The organism is Rhodobacter capsulatus (assembly GCF_052363175.1).
Classification (GTDB): Bacteria; Pseudomonadota; Alphaproteobacteria; order Rhodobacterales; family Rhodobacteraceae; genus Rhodobacter; species Rhodobacter capsulatus_D.
Genome location: NZ_CP198946.1, coordinates 3682287 through 3700408 on the forward strand (window position 1 = coordinate 3682287; position 18122 = coordinate 3700408).

Annotated in this window: 21 protein-coding genes and 2 pseudogenes; 1 reads left to right on the forward strand and 22 read right to left on the reverse strand. The window is 64.8% G+C overall.

All coding sequences use genetic code 11. The annotated features are described in order from the left end of the window. Positions 1-111: 111 nt before the first annotated feature. The 15 genes and pseudogenes from ACTTAI_RS19010 to ACTTAI_RS19080 form a co-directional block, all read right to left on the reverse strand. Entirely contained in the window at positions 112-1029 is a 918-nt protein-coding gene (locus ACTTAI_RS19010) for a glycyl-radical enzyme activating protein (protein ID WP_444453075.1), read from the reverse strand. A 43-nt stretch (positions 1030-1072) separates the two neighbouring features. Then, positions 1073-1372, reverse strand: coding sequence for a BMC domain-containing protein (locus ACTTAI_RS19015; protein ID WP_444453077.1), 300 nt, complete (start codon positions 1370-1372; stop codon positions 1073-1075). Positions 1373-1393: 21 nt separating this feature from the next. Then, entirely contained in the window at positions 1394-2995 is a 1602-nt protein-coding gene (locus tag ACTTAI_RS19020; RefSeq protein ID WP_444455809.1) for an aldehyde dehydrogenase family protein, read from the reverse strand. A 171-nt stretch (positions 2996-3166) separates the two neighbouring features. Further along, positions 3167-3328: pseudogene (locus tag ACTTAI_RS19025) on the reverse strand (hypothetical protein); the annotation flags it as partial. 16 nt (positions 3329-3344) lie between these two features. Beyond that, a pseudogene (locus tag ACTTAI_RS19030) lies at positions 3345-3467 on the reverse strand (GlcG/HbpS family heme-binding protein); the annotation flags it as partial. Positions 3468-3470: 3 nt separating this feature from the next. After that, positions 3471-3752 carry a EutN/CcmL family microcompartment protein gene (locus ACTTAI_RS19035; RefSeq protein ID WP_444453078.1) on the reverse strand — a complete coding sequence of 94 codons (282 nt, stop codon included), beginning with the start codon at positions 3750-3752 and terminating at the stop codon, positions 3471-3473. 8 nt (positions 3753-3760) lie between these two features. Continuing rightward, entirely contained in the window at positions 3761-4459 is a 699-nt protein-coding gene (locus ACTTAI_RS19040; RefSeq protein ID WP_444453080.1) for a hypothetical protein, read from the reverse strand. Next, positions 4459-5295, reverse strand: coding sequence for an ethanolamine utilization protein EutJ (gene eutJ / locus ACTTAI_RS19045; protein WP_444453082.1), 837 nt, complete (start codon positions 5293-5295; stop codon positions 4459-4461). The genes ACTTAI_RS19040 and eutJ overlap by 1 nt, the downstream gene beginning before the upstream one ends. A gap of 9 nt (positions 5296-5304) precedes the next feature. Beyond that, entirely contained in the window at positions 5305-5979 is a 675-nt protein-coding gene (locus ACTTAI_RS19050) for a phosphate propanoyltransferase (protein ID WP_444453083.1), read from the reverse strand. A gap of 18 nt (positions 5980-5997) precedes the next feature. Continuing rightward, positions 5998-6555, reverse strand: a complete 558-nt coding sequence (locus ACTTAI_RS19055; protein WP_444453084.1) for a BMC domain-containing protein — start codon at positions 6553-6555, stop codon at positions 5998-6000. Positions 6556-6575: 20 nt separating this feature from the next. Further along, positions 6576-7388, reverse strand: coding sequence for a propanediol utilization microcompartment protein PduB (gene pduB, locus ACTTAI_RS19060; RefSeq protein WP_444453086.1), 813 nt, complete (start codon positions 7386-7388; stop codon positions 6576-6578). A 22-nt stretch (positions 7389-7410) separates the two neighbouring features. Beyond that, positions 7411-7695: a propanediol utilization microcompartment protein PduA gene (pduA, locus tag ACTTAI_RS19065; RefSeq protein WP_013067918.1), complete on the reverse strand. Its 285-nt coding sequence runs from the start codon at positions 7693-7695 to the stop codon at positions 7411-7413. 89 nt (positions 7696-7784) lie between these two features. Then, entirely contained in the window at positions 7785-8924 is a 1140-nt protein-coding gene (locus tag ACTTAI_RS19070; RefSeq protein ID WP_444453088.1) for a 1-propanol dehydrogenase PduQ, read from the reverse strand. Positions 8925-9038: 114 nt separating this feature from the next. Continuing rightward, on the reverse strand, positions 9039-11561 hold the full coding sequence (locus tag ACTTAI_RS19075) for a glycyl radical protein (protein WP_444453089.1): 2523 nt from the start codon (positions 11559-11561) through the stop codon (positions 9039-9041). Between the two features lie 58 nt (positions 11562-11619). Next, the gene (locus ACTTAI_RS19080) at positions 11620-12210 is read right to left on the reverse strand and encodes a DJ-1/PfpI family protein (RefSeq protein ID WP_444453091.1); all 591 of its coding nucleotides are present in this window, start codon (positions 12208-12210) and stop codon (positions 11620-11622) included. 644 nt (positions 12211-12854) lie between these two features. Here ACTTAI_RS19080 and ACTTAI_RS19085 point away from each other — a divergent pair. Continuing rightward, positions 12855-13766: a permease gene (locus tag ACTTAI_RS19085; RefSeq protein WP_444453093.1), complete on the forward strand. Its 912-nt coding sequence runs from the start codon at positions 12855-12857 to the stop codon at positions 13764-13766. Positions 13767-13862: 96 nt separating this feature from the next. Here the strand turns inward: ACTTAI_RS19085 and ACTTAI_RS19090 are convergent, their stop codons facing one another. The 7 genes from ACTTAI_RS19090 to ACTTAI_RS19120 are packed head-to-tail and all read right to left on the reverse strand — an operon-like array spanning position 13863 to position 17896. Next, positions 13863-14873 carry a contractile injection system protein, VgrG/Pvc8 family gene (locus ACTTAI_RS19090; protein ID WP_444453095.1) on the reverse strand — a complete coding sequence of 337 codons (1011 nt, stop codon included), beginning with the start codon at positions 14871-14873 and terminating at the stop codon, positions 13863-13865. Continuing rightward, a complete protein-coding gene (locus ACTTAI_RS19095; protein ID WP_444453096.1) occupies positions 14866-15075 on the reverse strand; it encodes a tail protein X in 210 nt (69 codons plus the stop codon). The genes ACTTAI_RS19090 and ACTTAI_RS19095 overlap by 8 nt, the downstream gene beginning before the upstream one ends. Before the next feature lie 11 nt (positions 15076-15086). Further along, positions 15087-15377, reverse strand: a complete 291-nt coding sequence (locus ACTTAI_RS19100) for a hypothetical protein (RefSeq protein WP_444453097.1) — start codon at positions 15375-15377, stop codon at positions 15087-15089. Further along, positions 15374-16582: a glycine-rich domain-containing protein gene (locus ACTTAI_RS19105; protein ID WP_444453099.1), complete on the reverse strand. Its 1209-nt coding sequence runs from the start codon at positions 16580-16582 to the stop codon at positions 15374-15376. Before ACTTAI_RS19105 ends, ACTTAI_RS19100 begins: the two co-directional genes overlap by 4 nt. Positions 16583-16584: 2 nt before the next feature. After that, a complete protein-coding gene (locus ACTTAI_RS19110; RefSeq protein WP_444453101.1) occupies positions 16585-17073 on the reverse strand; it encodes a hypothetical protein in 489 nt (162 codons plus the stop codon). Beyond that, positions 17073-17471, reverse strand: a complete 399-nt coding sequence (locus tag ACTTAI_RS19115) for a hypothetical protein (RefSeq protein ID WP_444453103.1) — start codon at positions 17469-17471, stop codon at positions 17073-17075. The genes ACTTAI_RS19110 and ACTTAI_RS19115 overlap by 1 nt, the downstream gene beginning before the upstream one ends. An 11-nt stretch (positions 17472-17482) precedes the next feature. Then, positions 17483-17896, reverse strand: coding sequence for a phage tail protein (locus ACTTAI_RS19120; protein ID WP_444453104.1), 414 nt, complete (start codon positions 17894-17896; stop codon positions 17483-17485). Between the last annotated feature and the right edge of the window lie 226 nt (positions 17897-18122).

The following is an 18122-nucleotide window of genomic DNA, read 5'->3' on the forward strand; positions in this document are numbered from 1 at the left end:
CATAACGCAGTCGAACGGGGGAAAACCTGATCTGGCGCAAATCCCCCCGCCCTTCCCGGCCTCGTGACAAGTTACCGCACCATAAGGATTTTTTCGCGTTTTGGTTGCATCTCAGCCGCCGATCACGCAGCGCAGCCCCTCGGCTTCGACCAGCGTTTTCAACGGCATCACCGCCTCGGGTTTCAGATCGGGCAGCGCCCCCATCGGGCAGGTCCGTCCCAGCAGGCGATACTTGTTTTCGCCAAAGCTGTGATAGGGCAGCAAATGCACCGTATCGACGCCCGGCATCAGCTTCGCAAAGCGCGCAATCGCGGTGATCGCGGCGGGGCTGTCATTCACGCCGGGCACCACCGGCACCCGCACCACCGCATGCGTCAGTGCGGCCGCAATAAGCGCATTTTCCAGAATGATCCGGTTGTCGACGCCAGTATTTTGCCGGTGCACCGCCGGGTCGATCGACTTCAGATCCATCAGCAGATGATCGACATGCGGGATCACCTCGCGGATCACCTCGCGCGTGGCACAGCCGGTCGTTTCCATCGCGGTGTTCCAGCCCTGCTCGTGGCAGGCCATCAGCAGCTGTTTCGCAAAGGCCGCCTGCATCAGCGGCTCCCCCCCCGAGAGCGTCACCCCCCCGCCCGAGCGGCGGTAATGGATCGCATCCTTGCGCAGTTCTTGCATCACCTCGGCCACGCTCATCTTGCGGCCCGCACGCTTGAGCGCCTCGGTCGGGCAGACTTTGGTGCATTCGCCGCAGCGAGTGCATTTCGCCCGGTCGACAAAGCCCGGATTGTCGCGCGAGAGCGCCCCCACCGGGCAGACCGGGATGCATTTGCCGCAGCCGATGCAGGCCGAGGCGCGGAAGAACAGATCCGGCTCAGGCGATTGCGATTCCGGGTTCGAGCACCAGCGGCACGACAACGGACACCCCTTGAGGAAGACGATGGTCCGCACCCCCGGCCCGTCATGGATCGAATAACGCTGGATGTCGAAGACCGTGCCTTCGGCGGTGAAATCAAGGACGGACATAGGATCTTCCTTTCGTGGCTCTGGCCGGGGCCGTGGCTGCGGCTCAGAAGGCAGGGGCCTGCGCGGCAATCGCATCCATCGCGGCCCGGACCGAGGCGGTCTCGCCCAGAACGGCAAGCGTCGTCGTCGTTTGCGGGCAGGTGCCGGACAGCTCGACCGTCATCACATGGGCGGATTTGCCGGCGATATCGGCGAAGTAGAAAAGATCGGGAACACTTGCCTGCACGAAGCCGATCGCCGAGACGCGGTTGTCCTCGATCCATTTGCGCACCCCCGGCGCGACGCGGCGCGAGAGCATCTCCAGAAGATCGGGGGCCGGGGCGTTGATGATGCGGATCTGCATGGCAAGTGTCCTTTTCGGGTCTCAGCGCACGTTCAGCGCTTCGACCATCACGCATTTGCGGCGGCGGGCGAAGGAACGGGCAGAGGTCAGCCCCTCGCCCGTCGGCCCGGCGATGGTGAAGGTGGTGTAGCCCTCGCCGCCGACGCCAAGGCCTGCATAAGAGGGGCCGTTCTTCACGAAGATCGTGGTCTGAATGAGCTTCGCCATCTTCGTCAGCTTGCGCACATTGGTCGAATGCATGATCGCGGTATGGCGGTTGCCGTGTTCAAGAACGACCGCCAGATCAATGGCTTCGTCAACGCATGCCACGCGCACCAAAGGCAGGATCGGCATCATCAGCTCTTCGACGACAAAGGGGTGATCCTTGTCCGTCTCGATCAGGATGATCCGGGTTTCGGGCGCGGCTTTGACACCGATCTTGTCGAGCAACCAAACCGCCGATTTGCCGACGCAGCCCGTCTGCGGCCCGCCCTTTTCGGTCAGCACCAGTTTTTCCAGCGCGGCGATCTGCGCCGGATCGGTCAGCCGATGCGCGCCGTTGCGGACCAGCTCCGCGGTCAGGAAATCGGCGATTTCCGCCACCGCGATCAGCTCCTTTTCCGCCACGCAGGGCATGTTGTTGTCGAACGAACAGCCGTTGACGATATCCAGCGCCGCTTTCGGAATGTCGGCGGTTTCGTCAACCACCACCGGCGGATTGCCCGCCCCTGCCCCGATCGCCTTCTTGCCCGAGGACAGCACCGTCTTCACGATCGCCGGGCCGCCCGTCGCCACCAGCATTCGCACCTTCGGATGCGCCATCATTGCATTGGTGTTCTCGATCGAGGGGGCCTGCACGGTCACGACAAGGTTCGCAGGCGCGCCCAGCGCCGCGAGCTTGCGGTTGATCAGCTTGATCGCCAGCAGGCTGACACCACGCGCCCGCGGATGGGGGCTGAAGACCACCGCATTGCCCGCCGCCAGCATCCCGATAGCGTTGCAGATGATGGTTTCGGTCGGGTTCGTCGTCGGCGTGATCGCCCCGATGACGCCATAGGCGGAAAGCTCCACCAGCGTCAGCCCGTCATCGCCGCTTTGCGCCTCGGTGGTCAGGTCTTCGATGCCGGGGGTCTTTTCGGCCGCCAGCCGGTTCTTGATGATCTTGTGCGCGACATTGCCCATGCCGGTCTGTTCGACCGCCAGCCGCGAGATCCGGTCCAGCAGCGCGGGGTTCAGAAAGACTTCGCGGATGCCGTCGATGAAGCGCTTGCGCGCCGACATCGCACAGAACAGATATTGCCGCTGCGCCTCGGCCGCGGCCTCGACCGCCGCATCCATCGTGGCAAAGATGCCGTCGCCCAGGGTTTCCGCCTGATCGTCGGGGATCGAGAGGCAGTTTGCCGGCGCGGTGCAGCTGCCCGCCTTGCAGCAGGAACAGTTCTTCTCGCCCAGCTCGCGCGTCAGGATGCCGCCGATGATGTCGTCGATCGGATCGGCGGCTTTCGGGGCTTCCCAGACACAGCCCTGCGTGCCGGGTTTTGCCAGATCCGTCAGGGCCTTGGTCACCGTCGCCTCAAGGCTTTTCGGGGCGGTGTAGCCACTCAGCACGCGGGCCACGGCGTCTTCGATATCGCTGTCTTTCATTGTCCTTGTCCTTCGCTCGGGGCCGCGCCCCAATGTCCCGCAATCGCCTTTGTCGCGATCTGCATGTCTTCGGCGACGCTGCCGCCGCTGATGCCGATGGCGCCCAGCACCGCCGCCCCCCGCCCGGATCGGCAGGCCGCCGCCAAAGGGGACGATCGGCCCGCCCGAGGGGCCGAGCCCGGCGAGCATCCCCCCCGCCGCCGTCAGGGCACCCAACGCATCGGTGCCCATCCGGTAGGCCGCCGCCGTCCAAGCCTTGGCCGGCGCCAACGTGACCGAGGCGGGCAGCGCCCCCCTCCATGCGGTGAAACAGCATCGCCGTGCCCGCCGCATCGCAAAAGGCGATGCAGACCGGCACGCCCATCCGCTTCGCCTCAAGCTCGGCCACGGCGGCCATCCGGGTGACGTCGCACAGCCGCAGCGGGCGACGGGCGGCCAATTCGGTCCAAAGGATCGTGTCGATCAGCGACATGGCTCAGACCTCCGCCCCATCGTGGCATTCGACGGTATCGACGATGCCGACGATACTGGCATCGACCACCGATTGCCCCAGCATCCCCGCCAGCCGCCCGGCGCTGCCGGTGGTGACGATGACGGTTTCGCCATCGCCCGCACCGACGGTATCGACGGCGATCTGGGTCTCGCCCTCGGTCCGCAGCCGGGCGTCAAGGCGAATGACGATGAGCAGTTTGGCGCCCGACAGGCTTTGGTCCTTGGTGGTGGCGACGACGCGGCCGATGACTTTTGCCAGATACATGATCGCTCCTAACCTCTTGAAATCGCGATACCGCGGGCGGCAAGGATGTCGCTTGCGGCGGGCGTCAGCAGGACGGCCCGGCCCAGATGGACCGAAGGGCCGGAGACGGCGCGGGCTTGCTGGGCACCGAAGAGGCCGCTGTCCTGCATCGGGGCTGCGGCAGCCCCTGCCCCGGCGACGGTCGTGGCGAGGGTCGCGGCCCAACTCAGCTCGACGCCCTGCGCGGCAAGCGCCTGCAGATGGTCGCGCATCAGCGCGCGCCGCGCCTCGGTCGCGGGCACAAGGCCGCGGGCCAGCCGATCACGCGCCGCGGGGCAGACGCCATCGCGGGCGGCGACGATGCGGCGGCCCCGATCGAGCGCCTCGGTCAGCAGGTTTGACAGCGGATCATCGGCCAGCCCCAGCGCCAGTTTCGCCGCGAGCGTGAGGCTGAGCGCGGGCACCAGCACCAGCGCCGAGCGGGACAGGTTCACTGGCGCCGTCGCCTCGGGCCAGTCCAGCCGGGAGGCCAAGTCCTCGCGCAGCGCGGCTTCGGCGGTCCATTCAAAACTCCACCCCGCCTCGGCCAGGGTGGCAAGGCTGCGCAAAGCCGCCTCAAGCCCCAGATCGGTTGCGGCAAAGACCAAAAGCCCACGGCGGCGGCGGGCCGTCAGCTCTGCCACGATCCGGTCGGACAGGAGGTCGATCAGGATGCGGTCGAGGTCCATCACAGCCCCCCCTCGGGATAAAGCGCGATGCCGAGCGGCGTCACCAGCAGCGGTTCGGCCGGTTTCAACACCTTGCGGCCCAGATGCGCGGCGAAGACCGGAGCAAAGTCGTCAAAGGAACAGGCGCCACCGACGACATGCACGGTCTCGACCTCGGGGAAGCGGGTCAGCACGCCCGCAACGATCGCGGCCATCTTGTCGACGACCGGACGGACAAGCGAAAACACCTCGCGCGCTTGCGTGGGATCGAGCTTCATCGCCTCGGCCTCCGCGATCGAGAGCCGCAGCGCCCCGGCCAGAACCAGCGTCATATGGGTGCCGCCCGTCGCCTCATCGACCGAGGCCAGAACCTGACCGCGCTTCAGCACCGAAATCCCCGTCGTGCCACCGCCGACATCGACCACGGCGCCATCTGTGACGCCCAGAAGCCGGGCGGCGGCCAGCGGTTCGTCGATGATCTCGACCAGCTCGAACTCAGCCGCCTCGATCACATTGCCGATGGCTTTGGCATTGCCGGGCAGGATGCCGGGGGGAATGGCGGTGGCGGCCCGGGTCAGGCGCTGGCCAAGCCGGGTTTCCAGCTCGGCCTTCATCGCCCGGACGCTGCGAACCGTTGCCGGATAATCGACCACGATGCCGTCGCGGATGCCGCCCGAGCGTTGCGACAGCCCCGCCACCGGGCGGCCCGCCGCATCGACGACGGCCAGCACCAGGTTCGCCGTGCCCAGATCGACGCCAACGCGCAGCGGGCCCTGCGCCCGTGCCTCGGGCGAGAGGCAATCGCCTTCCCGCACCAGGGCGGCGAAGTCGTGCAGGATCGCGTCGATGCCGGACATGATGACCCCTCAGACTTTCCGCACCCGCACGAGCGCGTCATTCGTCAGCCCGAAGGCATTCGCTTCTTCGACGTCGATGTGCATTTCCGTGGCCGAAACCTCGTCCGAGCGGATGGCGACATTGTGCATGACACCGCCGCGCGGACCGGAGACGACGACATCGACGCTGTCGCCGTTCTTCACACCCAGCCGCACGGCATCTTCGGGGCGCATGTGGATGTGGCGCAGCGCGACGATCACACCCGCGTCCTTCGTCACCGATCCGGCAGGGCCGACGACGGTCAACCCGGCCGAGCCGTCAAGCTTGCCCGACATCCGCATCGGCGGCTTGATCCCGAGGGCGAAGCCATCGGCGACCGAGACTTCGATCTGCGTTTCCTTGCGCAAGGGCCCCAGCACCCGGACCTTGCCGATCTCGCCTTTCGGGCCGCGCAGCGTCACGGTTTCGGTGGCGGCATATTGGCCGGGCTGTTTCATCGCCTTCATCCGCGTCAGCACGGAGCCGGGGCCAAACAGCGCGTCCATGTCGGGCCGCGACAGGTGAACATGCCGGTTCGAGACGCCGACGGGGACAAGAGCCGGGTCGGTGTCTGCTGCGGTGAGCGGGCTTTGCCCGGCGGCCGCAGCCCGGCCTTGCGCCAGAAGCTCGGCAACGATGCGGTCGATCAGCGAATGCATGGACATGAACGGGGTCTTTCGGTCTTAGCGGCCCTTCGGCCCTTTGGGACGGGTCAGGCGATAGGGCACGGGCGGCGGTTCGGGGGTGGGATCGGGCTCCGGCTCGGGTTCGGGCGCAGTCTCGGCGACAGGCGCCGGTTCGGGCAGAGGCTCGGGCTCGGGCTCGGGCAACGCGGCCGGTTCGGCGCCGGACACCTCGGAGGGCGAGGCATCCGGCGGGGTCGGCACCGGTTCGGCGGGCACCTCCTCCTGCGGCGGCACGGGGACGGGACCCTGTGCCCCGTTCCGTCCGCAGCCGACTGTCTCGGCGCTGTCGATCAGCCGGATCAGTCCGGCGGCGGGACGTGCGATGACCCGGGTCGCAACGACCCGTCCGACGCGCCCCGCCGCCATCTCCGCGGCGGCGACGGCGGCCTTGACGGCCCCCACGTCGCCGCGAAGCTTGACCACCGTCATGCCGTCGCCCTTGGCAAATTCGTAGCCCACCAGCGTGACATTGGCCGATTTCACCGCGGCATCCGCGGCCGTGACCGCCGCCGCCAGACCGAGCGTCTCGATCAGCCCAAGGCTTTGTTCCGACATGACGATGTGTCCTTTTCGTCTCAGATGTAGGGTTTCGTGGAGGAGACGATTTCCGCGCCATCAAGGGTGGAGAGGAGCTGCTTGCCCACTTCCCGCGCCGCAATGATCGCCTGCCGCACCGCCCCCGAGTCGCCGGTGAACATGAAGATCACCTCGTTCGAGTGGCTGGTCCCGCCGTTACCGGGCGAGGCATAGCCCACCGGCACCACGGTCGCGGCCTTGGCGGCGGTATCGGCCATCAGGACGCCGATGGCGGCGGGCGCCCCCACGGTGATGCCGAAGGCCTGGCCCAGCGGCGCCCCGAAGGCCTTGTGCAGCGCATGGCTGGCGCGGGCGGTGTATTGGAACTCGAGGTGCCCCGCGGGCGAGCCATAGACATCGCCGAAGGTGCGGTTGAGTTCCGAGAGCGTCACCTCGACCGCGCGGCGGGCGTCGGACACGTCCTCGGCCCCGAACAGGATCAGCGAGCCATGCCCGGCCCCGCCCTCGGTGTCGCGCGGCAGTTCGATCAGCACCACTTCGCTGTTCGTCGCCTTCACCGCCTCGTCGGCCGCGAAGATATGCGGACCGGCCCCGGTGCGGGCGCCGACGATGCCGATCGAGCGGTATTTCCGGTCGATGTTCATCTTTTCATGCAGCAGCGGATCGACGTTCGCGATCACAAGGCCAACCGTGTGGCCGATCGCCGTGCCGACGAATTCGGTCAGGTTGCAGGCTTTCGGCGCGGCTTTCGCGACGGGCGCTTCGGCAACGGCGGGGGCGGCGGGGGCTTCGGTCGAGCCCATTTTCCGCATCACCTCATCCATCAGTTTTTCGACAAGATCGTCTTTCATCGTCTGGACTCCTTCCTAAGGCTCAGACGGCTTTCGGCGTCGGCAGGATTTTTTCGACTTCGGTGTGCGGGCGCGGGATCACATGGACCGAGACGACCGAGCCGACCTTTTCGGCGGCCACGGCCCCGGCATCGGTGGCGGCCTTGACCGCGCCGACATCGCCGCGCACCATCACGGTCACGAGGCCCGAGCCGATCTTTTCATAGCCGACCATCGCGACATTGGCCGATTTGACCATCGCATCCGCAGCTTCGATCGCGGCGACCAGACCCTTGGTCTCGACCATTCCGAGAGCTTCCTGTTGCATGACTTTCTCCTTGCCTTCCGGCGTTCAAGATGTTGGTTCGATTGAGGAAACGGGTATCTTCGTGCTGATCTTCCAGTCTGCCCCCCTCCTCAGCCCCCGGCCCGATCGAGCAGCATTTCCAGATCTGCGAGAGCGGGTCGGCGCGGGTTGCCCGCGGTGCAGGCATCCGCAAAGGCGGCTGCCGCAAGGTCGGGGATCGCCCGACGGTAGTCCTCGATCACGACCCCAAGGCCGCGCAGCGAGGAAGGGATCCCGAAGCGCGCATTCAGCGCCTCGATCGCCCGAATGAGCGCGATGACCCCGGCCCGCGTGCCCGGCACATCCAGGCCGACACGGGCGGCGATGCGGGCATAGCGGCTGGCGGTCTCGCGGCAGCCCGGCGCGTCATCGGCAAGACCGGCGTTCCAGGCGATGACATGGGGCAGCAGCACCGCGTTGATGCGGCCATGCACCAGATGCAGCCGGCCGCCGATCGCATGGGCCAGACCGTGGTTGATGCCGAGCCCCGCCTCGGTGAAGGCCATGCCCGCAAGGCACGAGGCCTGATGCATCGCATCGCGGGCGGCCAGATCGTTGCCGTTGTCGTAAGCCTTGGGCAGCGCCGCAAAGGCGAGTTCGAGCGCCTTTTCGGCGAAAGCGTCGGTGAAGTTCGAAGCGCCCCGGGCCACGACTGCCTCGATCGCATGGGTGATCACATCCATGCCGGTATCGGCGGTCACTTTCGGCGGTGCGGTGCGCACCAGCTCCGGATCAAGGATCGCCACATCGGGGATCAGGTCATTGGAAATCAGCGGGAATTTCCGGTTGTTGGCGGGGTCCGAGATCACCGCGAAGGCGGTGACCTCGGAGCCGGTGCCGCTGGTCGTCGGGATCGCAACCAGCCGGATCGGATGAGAGGGGTCGATGCCGCGCACCACCGCAAGGATGGCTTTCGCCGCATCGATGGGCGAACCGCCGCCCAGCGCCAGCACCACATCGGGGCGGAAGTCGGCGAACAGGCGGGCGCCTGCGGAAACGGTGGCAAGGGGCGGCTCGGGGATGGCTTCGGCGAAGATCTCGACGGTGCAGCCGTCAAGATGCGCCAGAACACGATCGAGCGGGCCGGACCGGGCCATGAACTCGTCGGTCACGATGCCGACGCGCTGGCCGCGATAGGCGTGCAGGCGCTCCAGCAGCCCTTCGCCGAAGACGATTTCGGTCCGCGGAGAGAAACTATGATAGCGGGTCATCGGAACACCTGTCCGTGAGGGGTGAAAGGGCCCGGTCGGGCTGACGCGAGGCGGGAGGAGGTGGCCGCGCCCGACCGGGAGGGCAGGCCCCGCGTCACCGCGGGACCGGCTGTGTCAGAAGGCCTGTTCAGTCCGGCTGATGATGTCGTCCTGCACTTCTTTCGCGAGCACGACGAACTGCGCCGAATAGCCGGCCACCCGCACCACGAGGTCATTGTAATCCTCGGGGTTTTTCTGCGCCTTCAGCAGGGTTTCGCGGTCGATCACGTTGAACTGCACATGCATGCCCTTGTGATCGAAATACGACCGCACCAGCGAGGCGAAGTTCTGCAACCCGGCATCCCCTGCCAGAGCGGAAGGCAGGAATTTCTGGTTGTAGAGCGTGCCGTTCGAGGCGATGAAGTGGTCCAGTTTCGCCACCGAGTTTGCCGCGGCGGTCGGGCCGAGCCGGTCCTTGCCCTGCCGCGGCGAGACGCCATCGGCCAGCGGCAGTTTCGCCGGACGACCATCGGGCAGCGCGCCCACGTCCTTGCCGAAGAGCACGTTCGCCGAGACCGGATAGATCCCTGCCTGGAACTGGCCACCGCGCGGGTTGGTGTATTTCTCCACTTCCTTGCAGTAGATCTGCGCGCATTTCCGGGCGATCAGGTCAACGTCGTCATTGTCGTTCCCGAAGGCTTCGGCACTGTCGAGCAGGCGGCGGATGCCGTCATATTTCGACGAGGCGGCAGGCGCGGAGCCGGTCGAAAGCGTGCGATAGACCTCGTCCTTGAGCGCGGCGACATCAAGGCTGGCATTCGAGGCCAGCACTTTCTTGACCGCTTCGTAGATCTGGCTTTCGCTCATCTCGGCGGGCGCATTCGCCCCGGTGACCATCCCGAAGTTCGCGTCGAGCGCTTCCTTCAGCTCGGCCATCGTCAGCTTCTTGTCGTCCCAGACGAATTTCTTCATCGCATAGACCGAGTCGCCGGTGTCGGCGACACCGAAGGCTTGCGGACCGGTGAAGTTGTAGATCGCCCCACCTTCCTGCACCGACTTGCCACGGCCCATGCAGTCATCGACCATCGCCGACAGGAACGGCAGCGGCGCCCGTTCGGCATGGGCGATGTCGACGCAGTTGTCGGCCTCGGCCAGGTATTTGACGAAGAACGACATTTGCCCAGTGAAGGCGGCATAGAAATCTTCAAGCGATTTCCAGTCCTTCGCATCGCCGGTGACCGGACCAAGCTGGGTGTCGCCGACCTTGCCGTTGTTGAGCGTGATTTCCAGAACCTTCGCCACGTTGAAGAAGGCCGCGTCGTGCCAACCCTCGGTGCGGTGGATCGCCTGCGGTTCGACGCAGCCGACGATGCCGTAATCGCGGGCATCCGACAGCGAAACACCGCGGTTTTGCAGCGAGGGGATGATCACCTCGTCATTGTAGACGGCGGGAACACCCAGCCCCAGACGCACGACCTCGGCGGCACGGTGCAGGAATTCATCCGGCGTGCCCTGCCAGACGCGGATCGAGAAGGACGGCGCGGGCAGACGCACATGGGCCACGGCTTCCATGCACATGTAGGACACGTCGTTCGTCGCATCGAGACCGTCTTCGGTCTGACCGCCGACGCAGAGGTTCTGGAACACCGCATAACCGGCAAAGGCTTGCGCCGAAACTTCGTCGCGGGTCTTGTTGACGTCGTTCAGCTTGATCCAGATGCAGTCGATCAGTTCCTGCGCAAACTCGCGGCTGATCGCGGTGTCGGCTTTCAGGAACGGATACATGTACTGGTCGAAACGGCCGGGCGAAATCGAGTGGCCCGAGGATTCGATCTGCAGCATGCATTGCACGAACCACATCGTCTGGCAGGCTTCCCAGAAGCTCGTGGCGCCATGTTCGGGCACGCGGCGGCAGTTCTTGGCGATCTGTTCCAGTTCCGCCTTGCGGGTCGGGTTGGTGCAGTTGCGCGCCAGCTCTTCGGCCTTGTCGGCATAGCGGTTGGCAAAGCCGATCGCGGCCGTGTAGGCGATGATGACGGCGGTGTAGAACTGCTGTTTCTTGATCGTGTCGGGGTCGCGTTCATCCAGGGTTTCGCGGCGTTTGATCGCCTCGATGATGACACCGCGGAAGCCGGTTTTCAGGATCTTGCCATAGTCGACGCAGACGTGGCCGACGCCGCCATAGAAATAGTTGCCGACAGTGAAGACGCCATTCGCGATGCAGTCTTTCGCCTTCTTCGACATGTAGGACGCGGCAAGATCGGCAGTGGTGCGGCCGGGCCAGTATTTGAACGCCTCATGCAGGGCGGCGGCGGTTTCCTTCGGGATTTCGAACGGGTCGGCGACGCGGGTCGCCATCGTGTCGAATTCCTTTTCCACCCAGTCGAAGCTGAATTCGGGCCAGATCTCGGTCGAGCGCGGGTTGACGGTGATCGAGCCGACCACAAGTTCGTCGTCGCGGATGGTGATCGGCAGTTCGGCGAAGATCTTTTCCACCACCTTGGCGCGGCGCAGGATCGGCGACAGGCCTTCGGTCACCTTGTAGGCTTCGGTGGCCAGCACGGCGCGGTCGGCCTCGACATGGGGCCGGGCATTCAGGATCTGGTTCTTCAGCCGCGTGATGCGGTCGGTCGGTTTGGTGAAGCCCTTCTCAATCATTCTATCCTCCAGGCGGTGGAGGCTGCCCGGCGGTGTCTGATCCCGCCGGAAAGCCATGTCAGTTCAACAGGTTCGGGTCGATGATCTGGACGAACGCACGCATCAGCGTCTGATGCCCGGGCCAGGCCGGTGCGGTCGCAAGATTGCCGTCGATCACGGTGTGCTCCGGCGCGGTTGCGACGAAGTGGGCCCCTGCCGCCTTCACTTCCGGTTCGACAGCCGGATAGGCCGTCAACCGACGTCCGCGCACCACGTCGGCGGCGGTCAGGAGCTGCGCGCCATGGCAGATCGCGGCCACCGGCCGGTTCTCCGTCATGAAGGCCCGCACGATGGCCAGGACCGGCGCCTCAAGACGCAGGTATTCGCAGGCACGGCCACCGGCGAGATAGAGACCGGCATAGTCCTCGGCGCTGACAGTGGCGAAGCTCGCCGTCAGCCGGAACAGATGGCCGGGTTTTTCCGAATAGGTCTGATCGCCCTCGAAATCATGGATCGCGGTGCGGATCGTCTCGCCCTTGCGCTTGCCGGGGCAGACGGCGTCGACGGTGAAGCCCAGCATTTCCAGCGCCTGAAACGGCACCATCACCTCGTAATCTTCGGAGTAATCTCCGACGATCATCAGGATTTTATTTTGGGGCGAGCGTTTCATTCGTTTCGATCCTGGGCTGCCGTTTTCGGCGTCTGGGAAATGAATAGGCCCGAGATGCCAAAAGGGTCAACGCGAGCCCCTTGACCAGAAAGGGGAATAACTTGCCCCAGGGTTTCTCCGTGTGATTTCCCCTGCAAATACGGGGGTTTTGGCGAGATCGGCCCCCAAAGAAGGCAAGCGGCAGGACAAGAAAAGACCATGACCAGGTGATTTCTTGTCCTGCCCCGAACAAACCCGGACGGGTCCGCAAGCACGACTTGCACGGCCCCTACCCGACCAGACCGAGCAAAACACAACCAAGACAGAAAAATAATCACTATAATTCAGGCAATTGACAGAAACTACGACTCACCAGTGTCCGGTTTTGCAAGAAACTACCCGTGAAGGCCAAGGCGCTCGCGTTGACCCGCGACGGGCTGCGGCGGTAGTTTCAAGGGCAATCGACCGCCCGCGTCGGAAAAGAAACTCGCGTCAGTCGGAACCGGATTTGCGCATCGGAAAGCAATTTTCCGATGCTATTTTTCCGCACGCGCATTTTCCCGGCGCAGGTCATTTCGACGGTCCTCCGGCCGTCATCCTTAAAACCGCATCAAGACCCCGGACAAACTCCATTCGGACCGCCCGGAATATACAAGGAGACCAGAATGACACTGCTTGGTTTGCTCGTCGCTTTCGGCGGCGGAATATTCGGGGCCGCGATCGGCGCGCTGCCCGCCTTCGCCTTCGTCGGCTTCCTGACGATGATCGGCGTCGCGATCCAGCTCGCCATCGGCGCGGGCACGACTGACTTCTTCGGCATCCCGTTCGGCGCCTTCGGCCCGCATACCGGCGGCTTTGCGGCGGGCGTCGCGGCGGCGGCCTATGCGGCGAAGAAAGGCAAGCTTGACAGCGGGCGCAACATCGTCACCGCGGGCATGGGGCTGAACAGTCCCGACGTGCTGCTGGTGGGCGGCATCTTCGGCCTGATCGGCTATGTGATCTTCTGGGCGCTGCAATTCGTGCCGAGCTTCGGGCCGGGCCTTGCCTTCAGCGACCTGCCCGCCGTCGGCGTGGTGATCTCGGCCTTCCTCGCACGGTTCCTCTGGGGGACCTGCGGCTTTTGCGGCAAGGCCGATCCGGGCCGCGGCTTCTTCCATCCGACCGACGCGACGAAATGGCTGGTGTTCCAGTCCTCCCCGGCGCAGATCGCGGTGATCGGCCTTGGCGGCGGCTTGCTTGGCGCCTGGCTGGGCGTGACCCATGGCGTGCCGGGCGCGCTGCTGGCCTTCGGCATCGCGGCCTCGTCGCTCTTTTTCCTGACGCTGGGCGTGCTGATCCCGGTCACCCACCACATCATGCTGCCCGCCGCCCTTGCGGGCGTGGCTTCGGGGTCGGTGATCTGGGGCGCGGTCGTCGGCATCATCGCGGCCTTCCTGGGCGAGTTCTTTGCCCGCGCCTTCCTGTGCCACGGCGACACCCACGTCGATCCGCCCGCCTGCGCCATCGCCGTAATGACCTTTGCGATCAACCTTCTGACCGCGGTGGGCTTCTGGACACTCGTTCCTCTGCCGGTCTGATCAGGGGGCGGTCCCTCCCCCCCGCTCCCGCCCCGGCGGCGCGACTGTAGCCGGACAGCAGCTTTGATAGCAGCGGACAACTGATTTGACACCAAATTAGCTGCCGGTCTGAGCGCCGTCCGCACCATATTCGCAAACCAGTTCGGTGGTCGCGCCGCCACCAGTTCGAAAGCTCCAGCGGTGCGTTGCCTGCTTGCATACCCAGCCGCCGTCCGCGTCTAGACTGACACCAGACACCGTGATGCGGGCCTCCGCCCGAGCCGACGGCGTACCAATCATTGTCAACGTCAGTTCCGCCTCTGAAGCCCGCACCTTTCGGGCCTCGGCCGAGACTGCGCAACGGCATTCCTCCTCGTTTTGATAGACCTCTCGAAGGGTTTTCAGAGGCCCTTTATCGGCTGCTTTTTCGCGCACTTCACGCGTTTTCCCGCCAGTACGATCCCGCCACCTCCCACGGACCTCGCCAAATCTGGCGCTGGGCTTGAGCGTAACCCGATAGCCACTGGATGCGATCAAGTTTGCAGGCCCCACAGTCACCTCGGGCATATCCTTCCCCGAGGCGGTCTTGGCACCATGGCGCTCTGTCGCAATCAGACGGCCATCCTTGGGCGCGATCACCGCCCCGATACGCTGCCCCAGCCTGGTCAACAGGTGCTGATCACTTTCTTCGGTCTGTGCCAGAAACGCGACTTTGATCGCCCCGAGCTTGTCCGAAACGATAGGTGTGAGGTTATTGTCAGCGGCAATCTGTTTCAGGATATCCGCGACTGTCTTGGCCTCCCACGATCTCGTCTTCGGCTCCTTCAGGGTGCCCGCGCCGTCTGCGGCCTTTGCGATCAGCACCAACTCGCGCGGCCAACCGCTACGCTCGATCTCTTCGACGACATAGGTGCCAAACTCAACTAACCCGGTGCTTAGATATCCGATGGAGATCGTCAGTTTTGCTCCCTCGCGGGGACGTGCAATCTGGGGCTCTGCGTCGTCGAGCACAACGATAAGCTGGTCACTCTTGTAACCGGCTTCATCTGTGATCTCGACCTCCAGAACTCTTGCCGCGGCGAGCGGATTGCCATCTGCAGTCAGCGAAATGATCGGACGGTCAGTCATAGAGCTTTACCGGGCGTGCAGCAGGGGTGGCGGGGAGTATGGGAACCATGATCGTGACGCCAGGCGGCAGGATAACCGGCTGCATTGCGAGGCCCGGGTTTGCAGCCAAAAGACGCTCCGTCGATCCGAGGCTCGTGCCGTAATGGGTCAGGGCGATCTGATCGAGCACCTCTCCACCGGTTGTCGTATAGGACGTTGCCATCTCGATATCTCCTAAGCAGACTGCGTGACGTCGATCAGAACACTTCTGACGGTTTGTGTCTCTGGTCCGACTGTCACTCTCACATCGAGCTGCCAGATCCCGGCGGACAGCGCCCCTTTGCCGAGAATAACGCCGATCACGCCATCATCTGCGAATGACATGTCGATTGTCGCCTGCACATTCCTGACGCCGTTTGATGCTGAGGCCTCAACACTGGCGCCCGTCAGTGGCATAGGGACACCACCACGGCGCACTGGAACACGCAAACGGAAACTGTCCGCGGAATAGATCTCGAATTTCACGCCGCCCTCACATGCCAAACGCCAACAGCCTCGCGGTCGATCCACTTGCCCGGGGCTGCATGATCCACCCACTGTCCTGTTACCAAATACGAATATGACCCCGTATTTGCGGGGGCGAGCCCATTTGCTGTCCCATCAATTTCAAAGGCACCGGATGCCTGACCACGCACCTCGGCCCGCCCTGCGCCAGCTGCCGCGACATCGAGCGACCCGGATGCCTGACCATGTGCCTCGGCCCGCCCCGCGCCAGCTGCCGCGACATCGAGCGACCCGGCTGCGGCGCCCTGCGCCAATGCCTGTCCCTGCGCCGATCCAGTAATATCGAGCGACCCGGATGCCGTGCCGGTAGCCCCGGCGCTCACAGGCGTGGCAACGCGCAGGATGACGACACCATGCCCGCCGCGTCCGCCCTGCGATCCGTTACCGCCACCACCACCACCACCACCACCACCGAGACCGTCGACGCCGTTTGATCCTGGGTAGCTAGTGCCTGCAGCATCTGTGTAACCACCGTCACCGCCACCGCCATCACCGCCACGCGCGCCAGACGTAGCGGCGCGCCGAGATCCCGCACCAGCGCCGCAAAATCTCTGGGGCGTGCCAGTAATAGTGCTGATTACGCCCTTGCCGCCTTGCGACCCAGTGCCTGTGAGGCCGCCATCATAACCCGCCTCTCCGGCGCCACCGCCGCCACCTCCGGCGCGATTTGTGTTACCGGAATAGATGCCGATCCCACCAGCATACCCCTGACCCGCAGTGCCAGACCCACCGGATCTGTTGACGATCCCCGCCGCACCGCCAGACCCATTTGGGCCCGACCGTCCTACCCTGTCATATCCAGCGGCACTTACACCGCCAGGCGCAGATAGCCCGGCAAATGACGATGGAGATCCGTCTGAGCCGTAGTTGGTAGCGGTACCTGTCGCATCGGCCGCGCCGCCAGCGCCAACCGTGATCGGGTATGACTGCGCGCTGACGGAGGCCACAGTCTCGATCGGGCGGCCAGCACTGGCGCCCCCAGCCGCTGATCCAGCGTTCGCACCGGCACCGCTTGGGACGATCAAACAATCAACATCGCCCCCGGCCGAAAACGTGATCTCGCCGCCAGAGGTCGATGAAAACGTGTAGAGGTCGTAACTCACGCCGCCAATGCTGACGGTCGTTTTTGCCGCGCCAGAGTAGCTGGATACAACGGCGTAGGTCATGATCAGGCGCCCACAGCCTCGAAGGATGTGATCAGCGCTGCAAGTTCAGGAGAGGCGCGAAGTGCGGCAGCTTCGGCAGACGGGATGAAACCCGGCCGCTCGATGTGCCAAGTTCCGTTGATGCCGTTCAGATCGCGGCGCACCAGACCGACAAGACAGGATTGCGGAAGCGCGGCGAGATATCCCTCCAGGAATGCGTTCCATGCCTCTGCGGCCCCGACGAAGCTTTCCAGCTTGCCTTGGAATTCAACGAGTGTCGCAGGGCCGCCGATCGATGCCATAAAAACGCCTGCTGCCTCGGGTGCTTTCGCTCCCTCGACAAGAGCCTCAAGGGAAGCGCCGTAGGCAGGGCGAAGGCTGTCCTGTGCGGTTTCGAGCGCGAGCCACGTCAGATCGCCGGATGTGTCGCGCAGATAGCGCAGCGAGGCAGCCGCGGCGACAATCGCCGCCACAGCGCGCGGCATGACCACAGGGAATTGCGAGAGCGCCATCACGCACCCCCCGCGAGGAGGTTGTAGCCCGTAATCGTCACGACCTGCCCGACCGCGAGCACATTGTTGTCCAGCGTCATATCACCACCCTGCCCAGTGATCGTCACAGTGCCCTGCACGTCGCACACGCCACCGGCTTTGATCCTGTAGTGCCCGACCGTGCCCGCCGCGTCGGCGGCGCTGTCCTGCCACGTGCCAAGCAGCCCCTTGGCCCCGTTTGCCGCATCCGAGAGCCAGTCAGCGGGCAGCACCATCGATGCCAACAGCACGCCGGTATCGGCTGCGGCGGCATTTGCCGGGGGCGGCCCAGAGCGTAGCTCCAGCGTCGGGGCCGGGCCGATCGTGGTTTCGACGGCATTAAGCGCGGCATTGCGCACGCGAACAGAAAATTGGGTCATGCAGTCTCCTTTTAGAACAGTGATATGCCACCGATCCCGAAACCGAGCGGCGAGCGTGTGAGAGAGATCCGCACCTCCATTTTCTGGAAGGTGCCGTTCGGCAGGACGTGGGTTTTGACCACCTCCAGTTCGCGGATCAGGAAGAAACCGTAGAAGTGCCCGGCGCGGGCAATCAATGGCAGGCGCAGACCGGCCCGCAGCGCCAGACGCATCGCCTCGATCACAAATGGACCGCCGGGTGACAGCACCTCTTTGTAAATCAGCGCGGTGATCTCGATTTCGCGGTCGCCCGGCCCAAGAAACTGCGGCGTGGGCATTGCCGCGGCCCGTTCCATCTGCTCGATGCGCGCGACTTCGCGGTCGGTCAGCGTGTCGAGCAGCTGCGTCGTGACGGTGAACAGGAAAGGGCCCAGCGCCATCAGCATGGCCGCACCTCCGCTTTATTGCAGATCGGACACGGAACTTTGGCGCGGATGTCGGTGGCGCTCATATTGAAGAGCCACCCCTCGTCATGGCCGCACTTGCCGCAAACCCAGTGTGCCCCCTTGGACGTGGTCCACCCGGGCATCAGGCCGGGTGCCTGACCGATATCGACTGCCGTCATCAGCATGCGGCGCGGCCGAGATCTGGGCAGCCTCCCTTGAAACAGGT